The sequence below is a fragment of the Stenotrophomonas sp. GD03930 genome, assembly GCF_029839665.1.
Classification (GTDB): Bacteria; Pseudomonadota; Gammaproteobacteria; order Xanthomonadales; family Xanthomonadaceae; genus Stenotrophomonas; species Stenotrophomonas forensis.
In genome coordinates this window covers 286479-304066 of record NZ_JAOCAV010000001.1, presented here as the reverse complement: position 1 = coordinate 304066, position 17588 = coordinate 286479, and the positions used below count along the sequence as shown (strand labels likewise).

Sequence of the window (17588 nt, the reverse complement as noted above, 5' to 3'; positions counted from 1 at the left end):
TAGAGTCGACCGTTGGTCGACTATCGCGCGCAGCGCGGGATGTTCGCGATCTGGACGAAGGGCAGTCGACCAACCGGCCCGACGAAACCCGCTTGGTAGAGTCGACCGTTGGTCGACTATCGCGTGCAGCGCGGAATGTTCGCGATCTGGACGAAGGGCAGTCGACTAACAGTCGACTCTACCGGTGCGTCGGCGGGCGCGTCAGTTCATGCCCGGCGGCAGGCAGTTACGCCAGCTCCGGCTCCTGCGCCAGCATGCGGTGGAAGCGCTGCAGCACGTAAGGATCGACCAGGCCACCGGACTGGTTCTCGATGATGCCCAGCGCAGCCTCGCGCGCCATCGCGGCACGATAGGGACGCACGCTGGTCATCGCATCGTAGGCATCGGCGATGGTGACGATACGCGCGCCCAGCGGAATGCTCTCGCCGCGCAGGCCATCGGGATAGCCGCTGCCATCGAAGGCTTCGTGATGGGCACGGATCAGCCGTGCGACCGGTGCGGCATCGCTGCGCCCGGTGGCCAGGAAGATATGCTCGCCGCGCACCGGGTGCTCACGCATGATCGCGCGCTCTTCGTCGGTGTGCCGGCGCGGGGCCAGCAGCACATCGTCGGGAATGCCGATCTTGCCGATGTCGTGGAAGCGGGCGGCCAGGCCGATCTGTTCACAGGCCTCGGCGTCGAGGTCGCAGTGCGCGGCCAGGCGCTGCGCGAGCAGGCCGACACGGTCGCAATGGTGGCGGGTGTAGGCGTCGCGCATCTGCAGCGACATCGAGAGGGCATCGATCAGGCAGGCCTGCGCGTGCAGCAGGTCGGGGGCGGGTACGGCGTCAGGAAACATGGGCATCCACCCGCACCGGGTGGGGACCGGTGCGGGGTATTCGGGGGCGATCAACCCGGGGCGAGGGTGGTCAGGAGGGCGCGGGCCGCGTTGAAGCGGTCTTCCGGCAACGGCAGCGGATGCTTGATGCGCAGCTTGTCGGGCCCTTCCATGGCGTAGAGGTTCGGTTGCTTCTGGATCAGCTGGATCACCGCCATCGGGTCGATGTTCGGCTTGGACTCGAACACGATGCGGCCACCGTTCTCGCCCAGGTCCAGCTTGCGGATGCCGAGCGTGTTGGCCTTCAGCTTCAGCTCGGCGATGGCGAACAGGTGCTTGGCCGCATCCGGCAGCAGGCCGAATCGGTCGATCATCTCCACCTGCAGCTCGCGTAGTGCATCGCTGTCGCGTGCGCTGGAGATGCGCTTGTACAGGGTCAGGCGGGTGTGCACGTCCGGCAGGTAGTCTTCCGGAATCAGCGCCGGCACATGCAGCTCGACTTCTGCGCCGCGCACTTCCTCGCCGGCATCCAGGTCGGGAAGCTTGCCCTGCTTGATGCTGCGGACCGCGCGTTCCAGCAGTTCGGTGTACAGGCTGAAGCCGACCTCGGCCATCTGTCCGCTCTGGTCCTCGCCCAGCAGTTCGCCGGCACCGCGGATCTCCAGATCGTGCGTGGCCAGGGTGAAGCCGGCGCCGAGTTCGTCCATCGAGGCGATCGCTTCCAGGCGCTTTTCCGCATCCGGGGTGATCGAACGACGGTCGGGGGTCACCAGGTAGGCGTAGGCGCGATGGTGCGAACGACCGACACGGCCGCGCAGCTGGTGCAGCTGGGCCAGGCCGAAGCGGTCGGCGCGGTTGATGATGATGGTGTTGGCGTTGGGGATGTCGATGCCCGACTCGATGATCGTGGTCGACAGCAGCACGTTGAAGCGCTGCTTCTGGAAATCCAGCATCACCTTTTCCAGCTCACGCTCGGGCATCTGGCCGTGGGCGATGCCGATGCGCGCCTCCGGCACCAGCTCGGACAGCTCGCGCTGCATGCGGCCGATGCTCTCCACGTCGTTGTGCAGGAAGTACAGCTGGCCGCCACGCGCAAGCTCGCGCTGGAAGGCTTCGCGCAGCAGCGCGTCGTCCCACTGCGTGATGAAGGTCTGCACCGCCAGCCGGTTCGGCGGCGGGGTGGCGATGATCGACAGGTCACGCAGGCCGGCCATGGCCATGTTCAAGGTGCGCGGGATCGGCGTGGCGGTCAGGGTCAGCAGGTGCACGTTGGCGCGCAGCGCCTTCAGTGCTTCCTTCTGGCGCACGCCGAAACGCTGTTCCTCGTCGACGATGACCATGCCCAGGTCCTTGAACTTCACGTCCGGCTGCAGCAGGCGGTGGGTGCCGACGATGACGTCGATGGTGCCGGCGGCGACCTTCTCCAGTTCGGCCTTGATTTCCTTGCTGGTCTTGAAGCGCGACAGCACTTCGACCTTCATCGGGTAGTCGGCGAAGCGGTCGCGGAAGTTGCGGAAATGCTGTTCGGCCAGCAGCGTGGTCGGCACCAGCACGGCCACCTGCTTGCCAGCGCTGGCGGCGGCGAAGGCGGCGCGCACGGCCACCTCGGTCTTGCCGAAGCCGACGTCGCCGCAGACCACGCGGTCCATCGGCTGGCTGCTGGCCAGGTCGCGCAGGGTGGCGTCGATCGCGGCCAGCTGGTCCGGGGTCTCCTCGAACGGGAAACCGGCCGCGAACGGTTCGTACATCGCGCGGTCCACCTGCAGTGCCAGGCCGGCACGCGCCTGGCGGCGGGCCTGGATCTCCAGCAGTTCGGCGGCCACGTCGCGCACCTTCTCGGCGGCCTTGCGCTTGGCCTTGCTCCACTGCTCGCCGCCGAGGGAATGCAGCGGCGCGGTTTCCGCAGATGCACCGGAATAGCGACTGATCAGGTGCAGCTGGGCGACCGGCACATACAGGCGATCGCCCTTGGCGTATTCGATTTCGAGGAACTCGCCGGGCATGCCGCCGACGTCCATCGCGATCAGGCCACGGTAGCGGCCCACGCCATGGTCCTCGTGCACGATCGGTGCGCCTTCGGTCAGCTCGCCGAGGTCGCGGATGATCGCTTCCGGCTCGCGGCCGGCACGGCGCGTGCGGCGGGTGCTGCCGGCGCGCTCGGGGAACAGCTGGCGCTCGGTCAGCACCGCGATGCGCGGATCGTCCAGCGCGAAGCCGTCTTCCAGCGGCGCCACCGCGATCGCGAAGCGCGCGTCGCCGGCGAGGAAGCCGGGCAGGTCGGCCACCACCGGTGGCTTCAGCTCGGCGGCCTGCAGCACTTCCAGCAGGGCTTCACGGCGGCCGGGCGAATCGGCAGCAATCAGCACCCGGCCCGGGTAGTGGCCGAGGAAGGACTTCAGTGCATCACCGGCCGGTGCCTCGCGTGCAGCCACCGGCAGCGGCGGCAACGGCTGGTCGCCCAGCGCGTGCGCATCGGCGATGCGTGCGTGATCGGCGGCCCACACCTCGATGCGCGGTGCATCGTTCAGGCGCTCGCGCAGCAGTTCCGGCGACAGGTACAGCGCCGACGGCGGCAGCAACGGGCGCTCCACATCGTGGCGGCGCTGTTCGTAGCGCTCGCCGGTCTGCGCCCAGAACGTCTCGGCGGCTTCACCGGCACCGGCACAGACCACCGGCAGGCTGCCGCTGGGCAGATAATCGAACAGGGTCGCGGTGCGCTCGAAGAACAGTGGCAGGTAGTACTCGACGCCGGCCGGGGCCAGCCCCGACTTCAGGTCCTGGTACAGCGCGCTGCGCCGGGTATCGACATCGAAGCGTTCGCGCAGCGTGGCCAGCACGCGGGCGATGCTGGCCTCGTCCATCGGCACTTCGCGGCCGGGCAGCATGTGCACGGCCTCGACCTTGTCCAGCGAGCGCTGGCTTTCCGGGTCGAAGGCGCGGATCGAGTCGATGTCCTCGTCCAGCAGCTCTACCCGCAGCGGCTCGTCGGCACCCATCGGGAACACGTCGAGCAGGCCACCGCGCACGGCGAAGTCGCCCGGGTCCATCACCTGCGGCACGTTGCGGTAGCCGGCGCTCTCCAGGCGGCGCTTCTCGGCCTCCAGGTCCAGGCGCTGGCCGACCTTCAGGTCGAAGCTGCCGCCGATCACGTAGCTGCGCGGGGCCAGCTGCTGCAGCAGGGTCTGCACCGGCACGATCACCAGGCCGCGCTTCAGCGCAGGCAGGCGGTGCAGGGCGGCCAGGCGCTGCGAGATGATGTCCGGATGCGGGCTGAAGCGGTCGTAGGGCAGGGTTTCCCAGTCCGGGAAGGCGACCACCGGCAGGGCCGGGTCGCCGCCAAGCAGGGTCTGCAGGTCGGCTTCGAGCTGGTTGGCACCGTGGTTGTCACGGGCGATCACCAGCAGCGGGGCGTCGTGCGCACGCGCGGCCTGGGCCAGGTACCAGGCCAGGGCGGTCGGCGATGCGGGGGCGCGCCACCAGGCGCGGAGCTGGCCGGCGCGCGGCAGCGGCGGGGCGGGGTATGAGGTACGCGACATGGACCCCGGATTTTAGCAGAAGCCCGATCAAACCCCGTCGGGTAGTGCCGGCCGCTGGCCGGCATTCCGATACCCCAACGGTGCATGAGGCTGCCGGCCAGCGGCCGGCACTACCGGAATGCGGTGCCGGGCAGTGCCCGGCGCATCCGTAGAGTCGAGCTTGCTCGACTATCGAAACATGCGGTGCCGGGCAGTGCCCGGCCCATCCTTCAGTTGTCCAGCTCCAGCACCATCCGCACCAGGCCTTCGGCGCCGGTCGGGTGCGGCACCGGCTTGAAGCCCAGCGAGGCGGCCAGCTGCTTCATCGGCTCGTTCTCGGCGGCCACGTCGCCGTACAGGCGGTCCAGGTACTTGCCGCGGCCCCACTTCACCAGCTTGCGCATCAGCTGCCGGCCCAGGCCCTGGCCGATCAGGAAGCGGCTGATCAGGATCGCGTACTCGGCTTCACGGGTACCGGGGATGATCGAGGCCCGGGCGACCGCGCCGACCACCGCTTCGCCAGCGGGCAGGGATTCGGCTGCGACCAGGGTGATCTCGGTCTTGGGATTGGGGTGGGTCAGGCGCTGGGTGGTTTCCGGCGACAGCTCGGTCACCGCCTGCAGGAAACGATCACGGATTTCTTCCGGCCCGAACAGGCTGAACGCTGCTTGCAGCGGCGCGCCATCTTCCGGGCGGATGGGGCGGATCAGCAGCTCGTGGCCGCTGGGAGCCTTGAAGATCTCATGCCAGGGCGGCATGCGGTTGCGAGTGGCCATACCGGGTGATTCCTTGGTGGTCCATCGATTGTGGCATCACCGGGGCTGCATTCCGTGAACGAAAGGCTCACGGCGGTACAGCCTCGTGAAGGCCGTTATTCGGGGGCTTTGAGCCAATCCAGGCGGGTGCTGGCACCGGGTTCGCCCAGGTGCTGGCGCAGCGCCGGCAGGGCTGGGCCGACCACCCGATCGAACTGCCAGGGCGGGTTGAGCAGCAGCATGCCACTGCCGTTGAGGCGCAGCGGCGAGTCGTCCGGGCGCACCAGGAACTCGATGGTCATCGCCGATTTCACCGGCAACGCGCTGGCCTTGCGCAGGAAATGCAGGATGGTGCGGCGCTGCTTGATCGGGAACCACACCGCGCAGGTCGCCTGCGGCCAGCGTGCCAGGGTCTCGGCCAGGGCGGCCAGGATGTTCTGGTACTCGGCATCCTGGGCCTCGTAGGGCGGGTCGATCAGCACCAGGCCGCGGCCGATCTTGCTGCCGTTGAACTTCGGCGGCAGCAGCGAGCGCAGCAGCGCGTAGCCATCGCCCGGACGCACATCGACGCGGCTGTCGTGGGCGAACAGCGCCTTCAGCGTGGCGGTTTCGGGTTCCTGCAGCTCACACACCGCCATGCGGTCCTGCGCGCGCATCGCCTGCGCGCTCAGCAGCGGCGAGCCCGGGTAGTTGGTCAGCGCGCCGACCGGGTTGTCGGCCTGCACGGCCTTCAGGTAGCGCTCGACCACCTCCGGCAGCTTGGGCTGGGCCATCAGCCGCATGATTCCGGACTCGGCCTCCAGGGTCTTGCGGCTCTCTTCACTGGCCAGCAGGTAGCGGCCGGCACCGCCGTGGGTGTCGAGCACGAAGAACGGGCTGTCCTTGCGCTTGAAGCTGTCGATCAGGGCCAGCTGCACGATGTGCTTGAGCACATCGGCGTGGTTGCCGGCATGGAAGGCGTGGCGATAGTTCATGGGCGGCAGTGTACGGGGCGACGGCCGCAGCGGCTATGCTGCGCGCCATGACAGTTCCTGTTGCCCATGTCCTGGTGGTCGAGGACGAAGCCGCCATCGCCGAAACCGTGCTCTATGCGCTGCGCAGCGAAGGCTATGCCGCCAGCCACTGCCTGCTCGGCGGCGAGGCCCTGCAGCGGCTGCAGGCCGGCGGCATCGATCTGCTGGTGCTGGACGTGGGCCTGCCGGATCTTGGGGGCTTCGAGGTGTGCCGGCGGCTGCGCGCACAGCCGGGCCCGGCTGCGCAGCTGCCAGTGATCTTCCTCACCGCCCGCAATGACGAGGTCGACCGCGTGCTCGGCCTGGAGCTGGGTGCCGACGATTACATGACCAAGCCGTTCTCGCCGCGCGAGCTGGTGGCGCGGGTGCGTGCTCGCCTGCGCCGTGCTGCACCGCTGGCGGCAGCGGGCAGCGCCGACGCGGGCTGGCAGCAGCACGGCGCCTTCGCCATCGACCGCGACGGCCGCCGCATCCGCTTCCGGGACCAGGCGCTGGACCTGACCCGCTACGAATACGCGCTGCTGGAGGCATTGCTGCAACGCCCGGGCGCCATCCTCAGCCGTGCACAGCTGATGGATCGCGGCTGGGACAGCAGCGCCGACAGCGCCGACCGTACCGTGGACACCCATGTAAAGACGCTGCGCGCCAAGCTGCGTGCGGCCGGTGCCAGTGATGATCCGATCCGCACCCACCGTGGCCTCGGCTACGCGCTGGAGGTCTAGCCGATGCGCCTGGTGCTGAAGCTGTTCCTGGGCTTCTTCCTGATCACCGGCATCGCCGCGTTCTTCGTGATGCGGGTGTTCGTCAATGAAGTGAAACCGGGTGTGCGCCAGGCGATGGAGTCGACCCTGGTCGATGCGGCCAACGTACTGGCCGAGATGGCCGCCGCCGACGTCAAGGACGGCACCATCCGCAGCGGCGGCTTCACCCGCAACCTGGCCAAGGCTCGGCAGCGCGACCTGAAGGCAATGGTCTGGCGCTTCCCGAAGCGCTCGCTGGATTACCGGGTGACCATCACCGACGCCCGGGGCATCGTCATCTACGACTCGCTGGGCCGCGACCTGGGCCGCGACAACTCGCGCTGGAACGATGTCTACCGCACCCTGCGCGGCGAGTACGGCGCCCGTTCCAGCCCGGAAGTACCGGGCGAGGAAGGCGATACCGTAATGCATGTGGCGGCGCCGGTATATGACCCGGCCGACGGACGCACGCTGATCGGTGTGCTCAGCCTGGCCCAGCCCAACCGCAGCATCGATCCGTTCATCGCCGCCAGCCAGCGCGCCATCATCGAGCGCGGGGCATGGCTGATCGGCCTGTCCGCGCTGGTCGGCGTACTGGTGACGATGTGGCTGACCACCGGCCTGGGCCAGCTCAGCCGCTATGCCCGCGCGGTCACCGCCGGCGAACCGGTACCGCCGCCGCGCCGCCGCCGCGACGAGATCGGCGATCTCGGCCAGGCGCTGGAAACCATGCGCCGCAAGCTGGAAGGCAAGGCCTACGTCGAACAGTACGTGCAGTCACTGACGCACGAGATGAAGAGCCCGCTGGCGGCGATCCGCGGTGCCGCCGAGCTGCTGCAGGAGCCGCTACCCGAGGCCGACCGCGTGCATTTCGCGCGCAGCATCGTCGACCAGCAGGAACGGCTGACCGAGACCATCGACAAGCTGCTGGCGCTGGCCGAAGTGGAGCAGCATGGCTGGCTGCAGACCCGCGACCCGGTCGCGTTGCCGGTGCTGCTGGCCGAGGCGGCGGCTGCGGCGCAGGTGCGCGCGCAGGCGGCGGGCGTACAGGTGCGCATTGGCAGCGCGCCCGACCTGTCCGTGCAGGGCGATGCCTACCTGCTGCGGCAGGCGCTGCACAACCTGATCGACAATGCCATCGCATTCTCACCAGCCGGTGCGGAGATCGCGTTGCAGGCCGAGGTGGACGGGCAGGGCGTGCGCCTGCAGGTGGCCGACCGGGGGGCGGGCATTCCGGACTATGCGCGCGATCGGGTATTCGAGCGCTTCTATTCGCTGGCGCGCCCCGCTAGCGGACGGCGCAGCTCGGGCCTGGGCCTGCCATTCGTGCAGGAGGTCGCGCGCCTGCATGACGGCCGTGCCAGCGTCGAGGCCCGTGACGGCGGCGGCACCGTGGCCAGCCTGTGGTTGCCGTTGAGCCTGCCGGGCCAGCGCCCGCGCCGCTGACTTCACACTCGCTTCAAATTCGCCACAAACCCTGCTCACCGCAGCGGTCCATCCTGCAGCCCTCTCCAACGAGGATGGACCATGAAATCCCTGAAAATGCTGCTGCGGTTCGCCATTGTCGGCGGGCTGATCCTGCTGCTGCTGGTTCCACTGATGATGATCCGAGGGGTCATTACCGAGCGCAGCGCATACCGCGACGAGGCGTTCTCGCGGGTTGCCGACAGCCGCGCCGGGGTACAGCGCCTGGTCGGGCCGGTGCGGGTGGTACCGTGGGTCGAGCGCCAGCAGGTCGAGGTGGTCGACGCCAAGGGCAACAAGAAGACCGAGGTGCAGGTCAGCGAAGGCCACTGGCTGCAGATGCCGGCCACGCTGGAAGTGGGCGGTGAGATGCTGCCGAGCCAGCGCGAGGTCGGTCTGTTCAAGGTGCCGGTGTACAGCTGGAACGGCCAGCTGAAGGCAACGTTCGCCGTCGACGACTACCCGGTGAAGGCAGGCCGCAGCTACGGACAGCCGTATGTGGCGCTGGGCGTCTCCGACGTGCGCGGGCTGGTCGGTACGCCCAACCTGCGCGTGGACGGAAAGCAGCTGCGGCTGCTGCCAGGCGTCGAAGCGGCCAGCGAAGTCGGTCGCGGCCTGCATGCTCCCGTGGCCGGGTTCGCCAGCGACCAGGGCGGCAGCCTGGCCGCCAGTACCGTCGAACTGGAACTGCGCCTGGACGGCAGCCGCATGTTGTCGGTGGTGCCGGTGGGCGATGACACCCGCATCGCGCTGCGTTCGAGCTGGCCGCATCCGTCGTTCAGTGGTGCATTCCTTCCCAACGAGCGACGCGTCAATGCGCAGGGCTTCGATGCACGCTGGGCGGTGTCCTCGCTGGCGTCCGACGCGCAGCGCCAGCTGCGCAGCGACGGCGCGATCGATTCGCAGGCGGTGACCGTGTCGCTGGTCGATCCGGTCGATACCTATACCCAGGCCGACCGCGCTTCCAAGTACGGCGTGCTGTTCGTGCTGCTCACCTTCGTCGGCTTCATCCTGTTCGAACTGATCAAGTCGCTGCGCATCCATCCGCTGCAGTACCTGATGGTGGGCCTGGCGCTGGCGATCTTCTTCCTGCTGCTGATCAGCCTGTCCGAGCACATCGCGTTCTGGAAGGCCTACCTGGTCTCGGCCGTGGCCTGTATCGGGCTGCAGGCGGTGTACCTGGCCAACGTGCTGGGCCACTGGAAGCGTGGCCTCGGCTTTGCCGCGCTGCTGACCGTGTTGTACGGCGCGCTGTATGGGCTGCTGGTGTCGGAGAACAACGCGCTGCTGATGGGCTCGCTGCTGCTGTTCGTGATCCTGGCGCTGGCGATGTGGGTGACCCGCCGGGTCGACTGGTACGCGCTTGGCGCGGAACTGAAGTAAGGAGGACGCCATGGGCTGGCGCCACGGATTGCGGCAACGGGCACGGCAGGGCATTCCGGCCCTGCTGGAAGTGGATGCACTGCTGCAGGCACATGGCGTGCTGGCGGCCCTGCCGGGGGCACGGATCGCCCCCGGCCTGGTCCGCTTCCAGCTGGCCGCGGTCACCTGCGAGGGATTGCAGGGCCAAGGATTGGACTGGTTGCAGGGTGCGCGGCAGGGACGCGGCGCGCTGGCGGGCAGGGTGCCACGCTACCGGCCATGGAAGGCCGGAGCGGAGGCGCTGGCCGAGATCGGCATCGGCGGCCTGCCGGAGGACTGGCCGGCACATGCGGCGGTGTACGGCTGCAGCAGCATCGACCGGCGGCACTGGTTGCTGCTGCTGCCGGCGCGGGCGCAGCTGTGGCTGGGCTGGAGTGGGTGAGGTGGCTTGGCAGGTGCGAACCAACCACTCTCCTGTGGGTGCGAACCTTGGTTCGCACGCTTCCGCACCGCCCATGACCGATGGGACGGTATCGCCGCGCCCCTGCTGGCTAGACTCGACGGGTTGATGATCGAGCCGAAGGGCAGGGGTGCGGCGTGTTGAAGTGGAGCGGGCTGAAGTGGGGCGTGCTGGCCGTAGCGCTGGCGATGGGGGGCAATGCAGGGGCGCAGCAGCGCGAGACGGTGGACCTGGACATGGTCAGCCGCATCCGCCAGGAGGCCTTCCATCGTTCGCAGGTGATGGACACCTTCAGCTACCTCACAGAGCGCATCGGCCCGCGCCTGACCAATTCCCCGGCGATGGGCCGCGCCAACGCCTGGACCCGCGGCAAGTTCAACGAATGGAAGCTGGACAACGTCCACGACGAAGCCTTCGATGATTTCGGCCGTGGCTGGGAGTTCACCTCGGCCAGCGTGGAAATGCTGGGCGACCGCATCCAACCGCTGCATGCGCTGCCCAAGGCCTGGACGCCGGGTACGAACGGCCCGGTGGAAGGCGAACTGGTGCAGGTCGAGATCAAGAAGCCCGAAGACATCGAGAAGTACCGCGGCAAGCTGCGTGGCAGGATCCTGCTGCTGGGCGAGGCGCGCGAGTACAAGCGCGGTACCGAGGCAGATTCGCATCGCCACGACGCCACCTCGCTGGAAGGCCTGCAGGAATTCACCCTGCCCAAGGACCAGGACGCCACCGCCGAGCGCGCCAAGCGGGTCAAGGAATACCAGGAGCGCCAGGCGCTGGCGAGCAAGGTCAATGCGTTCTTCGTCGAAGAAGGCGCGTTGGCCTCGATCAGCATCAGCAGCTGGGACAACGGCATCATCCGTGTTGCCGGAGGTGGTTCGCGCAAGGCCGGTGAATCGGTGGGCATCCCCGAGCTGGCGATGATCAGCGAACACTTCAACCCGCTGGTGCGCGCGCTGAAGGCCAAGCAGACCGTGCGCCTGCGCGTGGACGTGGCCGCGCGTTTCACTGACGAAGCCGACCAGCCCGGTTACAACACGCTGGCCGAGATCCGCGGCAGCAGCAAGCCCGATGAGGTGGTGATGATCGGCGCGCATATGGATTCGTGGCACAGCGGCACCGGCGCGGCCGACAATGCTGCCGGCGTGGCGGTGATGATGGAGGCCATGCGTATCCTCAAGGCCACCGGTGCCAAGCCGAAGCGGACCATCCGCGTGGCGCTGTGGAGTGGCGAGGAGCAGGGCCTGATCGGCTCGCAGGCCTATGTCGCCAGGCACTTCGGCCAGTTCCCGGAACCCACCGACCCCGCGCAGAAAGCGCTGCCGGCCTCGCTGCGCGAGCCGACCGGTGCGCTGCGCAAGACGCGCGACTACAGCAAGTTCCAGGTCTACTTCAACATGGACAACGGTTCGGGCCGCTTCCGTGGCATCTACGCGCAGGAGAATCTGGCGGCGATGCCGATCTTCGAAGCCTGGCTGGCCCCGTTCCATGACGTGGGCGCCACCACCGTGGCCACCCGCAACACCGGCAGCACCGACCACATCAGCTTCGACCGCATCGGCCTGCCGGGCTTCCAGTTCATCCAGGACCGTCTGGACTACTTCAGCAACGTCCACCACAGCCACCTGGACACCTGGGACCACGCCGAGCCGGAAGACCTGAAGCAGGCCGCGGCCATCGTCGCCTCGTTCGCCTACAACGCCGCCATGCGCGAGCAGCCGTTCCCGCGCAAGGCTGAACCGCAGCCGTGAAAACCCGGGCGGGAGGGGCTGGACGCGTCCGCCTCTCCTTGCCTATCCGGGGCTGGTGGTAAAATCGGGGGATTCCCGTTCCCCGAGCGCCTCATGATCTGCCGCACCCGCTTCGCCCCCAGCCCCACCGGTTACCTGCACATCGGCGGTGCCCGCACCGCGCTGTACTGCTGGCTGGAGGCCCGCCACCGCGGCGGCGAGTTCGTGCTGCGCATCGAGGACACCGACCGTGAACGCAGCACCCAGGGTGCGATCGACGCCATCCTGGAGGCGATGGAGTGGCTGGGCCTGGATTACGACGAGGGCCCGATCTACCAGACCGAGCGCGTCGCCCGTTACCAGGAAGTGGCCGAGCAGCTGATCGCCAACGGCAAGGCGTACTACGCCTACGAAACCCGCGAAGAGCTGGACGCGATGCGCGAAGCCGCCATGGCCCGGCAGGAAAAGCCGCGCTACAACGGCGCCGCGCGCGAGCTGGGCCTGCCGTACAAGGACGACCCGAACCGCGTCATCCGCTTCAAGAACCCGCTGGAAGGAACGGTGGTGTTCGACGACCTGATCAAGGGCCGCATCGAGATCGCCAACAGCGAGCTGGATGACATGGTCATCTTCCGCCCGGACGGCTACCCCACCTACAACTTCGCAGTGGTGGTGGACGACTGGGACATGGGCATCACCGAGGTCATCCGCGGCGACGACCACATCAACAACACCCCGCGCCAGATCAACCTGTACGAAGGCATCGGTGCGCCGGTGCCGAAGTTCGGCCACATGCCGATGATCCTGGACGAGCAGGGCGCCAAGCTGTCCAAGCGCACCGGCGCGGCCGACGTGATGCAGTACAAGGATGCCGGCTACCTGCCCGACGCGCTGCTGAGCTACCTGGCCCGCCTGGGCTGGTCGCACGGTGACCAGGAGCTGTTCAGCCGCCAGGAACTGATCGAGCTGTTCGACGTGAAGGACTGCAATTCCAAGGCCTCGCGCCTGGACATGGCCAAGCTGGGTTGGGTCAACCAGCACTTCCTGAAGACCGAGGATGTGGCTGCCATCGTGCCGCACCTGGTCTACCAGCTGCAGAAGCTGGGCCTGGACGTGGCCGCCGGCCCCGCCCCGGAGGACGTGGTGATCGCGCTGCGTGAACGCGTGCAGACCCTGAAGGAAATGGCCGAGAAGGCCGTGGTCTGGTACCAGCCGCTGGCCGAGTACGACGAAGCGGCGGTGGCCAAGCACTTCAAGGCCGGTGCCGAGGTGGCGCTGGGCAAGGCCCGCGAGCTGCTGGCAGCGCTGCCGGAGTGGACCGCCGAGTCGGTGGGCGTGGCCCTGCACGACGTGGCCGCCGCGCTGGACATCGGCATGGGCAAGGTCGCCCAGCCGCTGCGCGTGGCCATCACCGGCACCCAGGTCAGTCCTGACATTTCCCATACCGTGTACCTGGCCGGCCGCGAACAGGCCTTGAAACGCATTGATGTGGCCATCACCAAGGTAGCAACGGCCTGAGGCATCCTTGCCAGGCCCGAACCGGAGAACACGCATGCCCGCCAAGACCGCCACTGCCTGTACCGCCCCGCACCACCACGTCCACGACGCATCGGATTTCGTGGCGGTGGTCGAGCGTGTCTCGCGCGAACGCGGGCTGCGCCTGACCCCGATCCGCGCCAACGTACTGAAGCTGATCGCCGAGGCCGGCAAGCCGGTCAAGGCCTACGAGCTGCTGGAATGGGTGCGCAACGGCAAGGGCGTGGGCGCCGATGCCCCGCCCACCGTGTACCGCGCGCTGGACTTCCTGATGGCCAACGGCTTCGTGCACAAGCTGGAATCGGTGAATGCCTTCGTGGCCTGCCATCATCCCAGCAGCGCGGCGCATTCGGTGCCGTTCCTGATCTGCAACAGCTGCCACAGCGCGGTGGAACTGGAAGACCGCGAGATCGTCACCCAGCTGGAAAAGCGCGCCAAGGAGCTGGGCTTCCAGCCGCAGGCACAGACCCTGGAAGTGCACGGGCTCTGCGCGCGCTGCGCCGGGTAACGCAACGGTAGTGCCGGCCGCTGGCCGGCATGGGAGCGGGGTCGGATCCATTCGCCATTGGCAAAGAGATCTGACCCCGTTTCATATCGGCACAACCGGGCCTGCACCCTAGTCCATCGGCTTGGTCGCGGTATCCACCCGCACGATCACCGACATGCCCGGCCGCAGCTGTGCTGCCAGCTTCTGCTCCCCGTCGATCCTGATGCGCACCGGCAGCCGCTGCACCACCTTGGTGAAGTTGCCGCTGGCGTTGTCCGGGCGCAGCACGCTGAACTCGGACCCGGTGGCGGGCGCGATCTCCTCCACGCGGCCGCTCAGCACCTGGCCGTGGAAGGCGTCCACCGAGAACGAGGCGGGCTGGCCGATCGCCATCTGCCAGGTCTGGCCTTCCTTGTAGTTGGCGACCACCCACAGCGTGTCAGGCACCAGGAACAGCAGCTGCGAACCGGCGGCCACGTACTGGCCCACGCGCACGCTGGCCTCGCTGATCTGGCCGTCGCGCGGTGCGTGGATCACCGTATTGGCCAGGTCGATGCGGGCCAGTTCCAGTTGTGCCTGCGCGCTCTCCACCTGTGCTTCCAGGCTCTTGCGTGCCACCCGGGTCGATACCAGCGTTTCCTCGGCGATGCGGATCTGCGCCTGCGACTGCTGCACGCTGGCCTGCGCCGAGGCCTGGCTGGTGCGGAATTTGTCGCGATCGTTGATCGACACCAGCTGCTGTGCGGCCAGCTCCTCGTAGCGGCGGGCCTCGTTGCGCGAGCGCTGCAGTTCGGCCTGGCCCGCCGACAGCGTGGCGTGTGCGGAGGCGATCTGCGCACGGTTCTGCGCCTGCGACTGGTCCGAATTGGCCAGTGCCGCGCGTGCGCTGTCCAGCGTCGCCTGTGCCTGGGCGACACGTTGCGCATAGATGCGGTCATCGATGCGCAACAGGGGTTCGCCCTTCTTCACATGCTGGAAGTCCTTGACCAGCACCTCGGTCACGTAGCCGTTCACCTGCGGCGCCATCACCGTGATCTGCCCGCGCACATAGGCGTTGTCGGTCACCATCACCGTGCTGGTGAACGGCCACAGATGCCAGGCACGCAGGATCAGCGCGATCCCCAGCAACGCCACCACCACCATCACCACCACGCTGCGCGCGCTGGGCTTGAGGTATTTCGGCGCGGCCGCCGGCGCCGCGGGTGTGGGCGCAGGTGCCGCATCGGTGGGCGGCGGCGGGGTGACGTTGTCGGCGTCGATGTCGTCGGGGCGGGGCGGGACGGGGGGCATGGCGATCAACTCAACGGGGCGCGGCCGGCGTGGCCGCAGCAGGGGACGGAGGGTGGCGCTTGCGCCATTGCTTGAGCACGGCGGTACGCAGCGACAGCAGCAGCAACCAGCACAGGAAGCCGATGGCCAGCCAACCGCTCAGGGTGAACACATCATTGAAGCCGCGCACATTGGCTTCGCGGCGTGTGATCTGCGCCAGCTGTGCGCTGCCCTGCGCGCTGCGCAGCACCGGATCGGTGATCTGCGCGCTGTACAGCTGCTGCTGCACGCGCAGGCGCTGCGCGACCACCGGGTCGGCCGGATCGAGCTGGCTGGTCAACGCGCTGGAATACAGCTGCTCACGATGCAGCTGGAAAGTGCCGAGTACCGCCGAACCGGCCAGGCCGCCCAGGGTCTGGGTGATCGACAGCGTGACCAGGAAGGTGATCATGTGGTCCACGCCCTGCTTCAGTGCAGCGGAGATGCCGAGCATGATCAGCGGGCCCATGAACATGCCGGCGCCGACCGAGGCCAGGAACTGGCTGACGTAGAAGTCGTGCGGCCGGTCCAGGCTGGTGCGGTGCTGGTCGAAGAAGGCAGCGGTGCCCAGCAGCAGGATCGCCATCAGCAGCTGGGCGATCAGCCGCTTCGGACCGAACGTCAGCGACGCCGCCGCGATGCCGGTGATCACGCCGGCCAGGATCACGCCGAACAGGGGGCGCAGCTGGTCCGGGCCCATGCCCAGCGTACGCATCAGGTTGACCACGCCGTAGGACTGCTCGGTGGTCAGGAAGCGGATCAGGAACGCGCCCACGATGAAGTGCAGCACCGGCAGGCTGGCCAGCCAGCGCGTCTGCAGCAGCGGGTTGCGGCGGTAGTGTTCGATGATGAAGGCGGTGGTGGACAACGCGATGGAGGCGACCAGTGCCCACCCCAGCCACGGCGTATCCAGCCACCAGCGCGTATAGCCCTGTGCCAGCACGATCACCAGCAGGGCAACGGCAGGGGCGAGCAGGGCGAAGGTGAGGAAGTCCATCGGCTCGAAGGCCTTGATCTGGATGCCGGGCGGCAGCTTCAGCACCACCACCGCCGCGAACGCGCACAGGGCGAGGCCGGCTTCGAATGAGTAGAGCTGGTGCCACTGGCCGGTATCGACCAGCCCCGGTGACACAATCCAGGCAATCGGCACCGCCAGCTGCGAAAGGCCCACACCCACCACCAGCAGGTTGCCGGTGAAGCGGCGCGGCAGCGCCTGCAGCATGTACAGCGTGCCCAGTGTCGAACAGGCGGCGCCGGCGAAGCCACTGGCGGCGCGGGTCAGCAGGGTGGTCTCGAAACTGCCGACGAACAGATGCAGCACCGCCAGCGCTGCGTACAGGCCCAGGCCGATCTCGGCGAACAGGCGGATGCCGTACTGCTGGCGGAACTTGAAGGCCAGCAGGTTGGCGGTGACATTGACCATCGCGTAGGCCGCCACCAGCCAGCTGCCCTGGGTCGGCGTCAGCGCCAGCTGGCCCTGCAGGAACGGCAGGTTGGCGGTGACCAGCGCATTGCCGAGGCCGCCGGTGATCGCCACCAGCAGCGACACCAGTGCATAGGCCACGCGTCGATGGGGCGGATGCCAGGGCATCGACGCCGAACCGGGCATGGTCGGCTTCTCGTGCTCCTCCCAATCCGGAACCGGCTTCAGATACGGCTGGACCATCAGCGCGCCTCGCTGGGTGCTCCCTGCAGACCCCCGCGCAGCAGCTGCAGGGCACGCCCGGCCAGCTGGGCGCGCTCGTCGCGGGTCTTGCCGCGCAGGGCTGCGCCCAGCATGCCCGAGATCAGTGAAATATCCGTCTTCTCCAGGTCGGCGCGGCACAGGCCGGCGGCCTTGGCACGGGCAATCGGCGCTTCCAGCAGGTCACGCACGGTCTCGCGCGCGGTGCGCATGGCCGGCACGTCCGAATCCACCGCACGCCAGTAATCGGCGAGGGCAGGCGAATCGATGATGCGCTGGGCCATTCCCTCGAACACCTCGAACAGGGCGTCGTCGCGGTCGCCGAGCTGCTCGACCTGGCGCCGGATGCGGTCGACCGTACGCTGCAGCAGCGCCTGGATCAGCGCGGTACGGTCGGGGAAGTTGCGATACAGGGTGGCGCGGCCCACCTGGGCGCGTTCGACCACCAGGTCCAGTGGAGCGGTGACGCCATGTTGGCCGAAGACATGATCGGCGGCGTCGAGGATGAGGGCACGGCGGGCAGCGGCATCGGCACGTTGGGCGGTCATGGGTTCATTTTCGGACATTAATGTCCGGTTGGCGAGACATTGAGTGACGGGATTGTCCGTTTGTTGTCGTACGCACATCTTTGTGACGCTTGCGTGATGGTGTTGGCGGAAATGAAAACGGGGGCCCGAAGGCCCCCGCTGCAGATGCTGTAGATCCACGCCATGCGTG

General features: G+C 68.1%; 14 protein-coding genes. 7 read left to right on the top strand and 7 right to left on the bottom strand.

Annotated features, from left to right (window positions below):
* Positions 1–226: 226 nt before the first annotated feature.
* The 4 genes from N5C18_RS01465 to rlmJ form a co-directional block, all read right to left on the bottom strand.
* Positions 227–844, bottom strand: coding sequence for an HD domain-containing phosphohydrolase (locus N5C18_RS01465; protein WP_279943633.1), 618 nt, complete (start codon positions 842–844; stop codon positions 227–229).
* Positions 845–888: 44 nt separating this feature from the next.
* Positions 889–4353, bottom strand: a complete 3465-nt coding sequence (gene mfd / locus N5C18_RS01460; protein WP_279943632.1) for a transcription-repair coupling factor — start codon at positions 4351–4353, stop codon at positions 889–891.
* A gap of 209 nt (positions 4354–4562) precedes the next feature.
* The gene (locus N5C18_RS01455; RefSeq protein WP_004150340.1) at positions 4563–5108 is read right to left on the bottom strand and encodes a GNAT family N-acetyltransferase; all 546 of its coding nucleotides are present in this window, start codon (positions 5106–5108) and stop codon (positions 4563–4565) included.
* A gap of 95 nt (positions 5109–5203) precedes the next feature.
* Positions 5204–6061, bottom strand: coding sequence for a 23S rRNA (adenine(2030)-N(6))-methyltransferase RlmJ (rlmJ, locus tag N5C18_RS01450; RefSeq protein WP_006425982.1), 858 nt, complete (start codon positions 6059–6061; stop codon positions 5204–5206).
* Between the two features lie 35 nt (positions 6062–6096).
* On the opposite strand from rlmJ, the gene creB reads away from it, so the two are divergent.
* The 7 genes from creB to N5C18_RS01415 all read left to right on the top strand — a co-directional run bounded on the left by creB (position 6097) and on the right by N5C18_RS01415 (position 13900).
* Positions 6097–6822 (top strand): two-component system response regulator CreB, encoded by a 726-nt coding sequence (gene creB, locus N5C18_RS01445; protein ID WP_080375917.1) that lies wholly within the window; start codon positions 6097–6099, stop codon positions 6820–6822.
* Positions 6823–6825: 3 nt separating this feature from the next.
* Positions 6826–8286 (top strand): two-component system sensor histidine kinase CreC, encoded by a 1461-nt coding sequence (gene creC / locus N5C18_RS01440; protein WP_279943631.1) that lies wholly within the window; start codon positions 6826–6828, stop codon positions 8284–8286.
* A gap of 81 nt (positions 8287–8367) precedes the next feature.
* Positions 8368–9687 (top strand): cell envelope integrity protein CreD, encoded by a 1320-nt coding sequence (gene creD, locus N5C18_RS01435; protein ID WP_164241361.1) that lies wholly within the window; start codon positions 8368–8370, stop codon positions 9685–9687.
* Positions 9688–9697: 10 nt separating this feature from the next.
* Positions 9698–10108, top strand: coding sequence for a hypothetical protein (locus N5C18_RS01430; RefSeq protein ID WP_053449176.1), 411 nt, complete (start codon positions 9698–9700; stop codon positions 10106–10108).
* 206 nt (positions 10109–10314) lie between these two features.
* Positions 10315–11877: a M20/M25/M40 family metallo-hydrolase gene (locus N5C18_RS01425; protein WP_164241394.1), complete on the top strand. Its 1563-nt coding sequence runs from the start codon at positions 10315–10317 to the stop codon at positions 11875–11877.
* A 93-nt stretch (positions 11878–11970) separates the two neighbouring features.
* Complete coding sequence (gene gltX / locus N5C18_RS01420; RefSeq protein ID WP_053449177.1) at positions 11971–13374, top strand: glutamate--tRNA ligase; 1404 nt, start codon at positions 11971–11973, stop codon at positions 13372–13374.
* A 34-nt stretch (positions 13375–13408) separates the two neighbouring features.
* Positions 13409–13900 carry a Fur family transcriptional regulator gene (locus N5C18_RS01415; RefSeq protein ID WP_004150412.1) on the top strand — a complete coding sequence of 164 codons (492 nt, stop codon included), beginning with the start codon at positions 13409–13411 and terminating at the stop codon, positions 13898–13900.
* Positions 13901–14008: 108 nt separating this feature from the next.
* On the opposite strand, the gene N5C18_RS01410 is transcribed toward N5C18_RS01415, so the two are convergent.
* From N5C18_RS01410 to N5C18_RS01400, 3 genes are read right to left on the bottom strand one after another with little or no spacing between them, the layout of a single operon-like run.
* A complete protein-coding gene (locus N5C18_RS01410) occupies positions 14009–15169 on the bottom strand; it encodes an HlyD family secretion protein (RefSeq protein ID WP_053508300.1) in 1161 nt (386 codons plus the stop codon).
* 10 nt (positions 15170–15179) lie between these two features.
* Positions 15180–16853 (bottom strand): MFS transporter, encoded by a 1674-nt coding sequence (locus tag N5C18_RS01405; protein WP_279943630.1) that lies wholly within the window; start codon positions 16851–16853, stop codon positions 15180–15182.
* Positions 16853–17419 carry a TetR/AcrR family transcriptional regulator gene (locus N5C18_RS01400; RefSeq protein ID WP_053508296.1) on the bottom strand — a complete coding sequence of 189 codons (567 nt, stop codon included), beginning with the start codon at positions 17417–17419 and terminating at the stop codon, positions 16853–16855. Before N5C18_RS01400 ends, N5C18_RS01405 begins: the two co-directional genes overlap by 1 nt.
* Positions 17420–17588: the final 169 nt, after the last annotated feature.

Coding starts and splice junctions, on each gene's coding strand:
- N5C18_RS01405 (WP_279943630.1), bottom strand. CDS start 16,853: ATGGTCCAGCCGTATCTGAAGCCGGTTCCGGATTGGGAGGAGCACGAG.
- creB (WP_080375917.1), top strand. CDS start 6,097: ATGCTGCGCGCCATGACAGTTCCTGTTGCCCATGTCCTGGTGGTCGAG.
- mfd (WP_279943632.1), bottom strand. CDS start 4,353: ATGTCGCGTACCTCATACCCCGCCCCGCCGCTGCCGCGCGCCGGCCAG.
- N5C18_RS01425 (WP_164241394.1), top strand. CDS start 10,315: ATGGGGGGCAATGCAGGGGCGCAGCAGCGCGAGACGGTGGACCTGGAC.
- creC (WP_279943631.1), top strand. CDS start 6,826: ATGCGCCTGGTGCTGAAGCTGTTCCTGGGCTTCTTCCTGATCACCGGC.
- rlmJ (WP_006425982.1), bottom strand. CDS start 6,061: ATGAACTATCGCCACGCCTTCCATGCCGGCAACCACGCCGATGTGCTC.
- N5C18_RS01400 (WP_053508296.1), bottom strand. CDS start 17,419: ATGACCGCCCAACGTGCCGATGCCGCTGCCCGCCGTGCCCTCATCCTC.
- creD (WP_164241361.1), top strand. CDS start 8,368: ATGAAATCCCTGAAAATGCTGCTGCGGTTCGCCATTGTCGGCGGGCTG.
- gltX (WP_053449177.1), top strand. CDS start 11,971: ATGATCTGCCGCACCCGCTTCGCCCCCAGCCCCACCGGTTACCTGCAC.
- N5C18_RS01415 (WP_004150412.1), top strand. CDS start 13,409: ATGCCCGCCAAGACCGCCACTGCCTGTACCGCCCCGCACCACCACGTC.
- N5C18_RS01430 (WP_053449176.1), top strand. CDS start 9,698: ATGGGCTGGCGCCACGGATTGCGGCAACGGGCACGGCAGGGCATTCCG.
- N5C18_RS01465 (WP_279943633.1), bottom strand. CDS start 844: ATGCCCATGTTTCCTGACGCCGTACCCGCCCCCGACCTGCTGCACGCG.
- N5C18_RS01455 (WP_004150340.1), bottom strand. CDS start 5,108: ATGGCCACTCGCAACCGCATGCCGCCCTGGCATGAGATCTTCAAGGCT.
- N5C18_RS01410 (WP_053508300.1), bottom strand. CDS start 15,169: ATGCCCCCCGTCCCGCCCCGCCCCGACGACATCGACGCCGACAACGTC.